Below are 631 nucleotides of genomic sequence, written 5' to 3' on the forward strand. Positions count from 1 at the left end.
ACTGCTGCTGTTGGTGTTTAAAGTGTCATCAACACCACTAATAACAATGCCTTCGTTACCTTGGTCATCGACTGTAATGTTCACAGTAACATCGCCGAAGAAGTTGAGATCAGGGTTGAACTCTATCAATCCTTCTGCAATGGCGGCATTGAGATCTGCGACTGAACCTTTTAGCTCAACTGCTCCTGTACCGTCACCTTGAACCGTCAAACCATATTTCGAGATAACGTTAGCGTTCAATGCGAGATACCCGCTATCTACCGCTACATTAAGAACATACTCTGCATTCGGGTTATCAAGTACCGCATCGACATCAGAGATACCGAAGCTATTTAGCAATAAGGCGTTGTCTTCAGGTGTTTCCACATCGACAACATTAACGAAATCAGGTCTGTCGTTTACCGCAGTAACATCGACGGACACATCAAACTCTTCCGCATTACCCAAGCTTTGGCTGCCGTCTAGGCCGGTATCGACCGCTTGCACTTTAAAATGAAGCGAGCCAGCCCAAGAATTGTCATTTCTGTCACCAGAATTAAAGACGATTTGATCTAGGTCTTGAGCATTGATTTCAAGGACAAAAACACCACTACCTTGATCAACAAATGTCGTTCCATCTGGAAGTGACAAG

1 protein-coding gene is annotated in these 631 nt (G+C 44.5%); it reads right to left on the reverse strand.

Features of this window, described 5'->3' with window-relative positions; all coding sequences use genetic code 11:
* The coding region (locus R7O13_RS28240; RefSeq protein WP_318305370.1) for a hypothetical protein at positions 1 to 631 on the reverse strand (631 nt) is incomplete at both ends.

The organism is Vibrio sp. Y176, assembly GCF_033438945.1.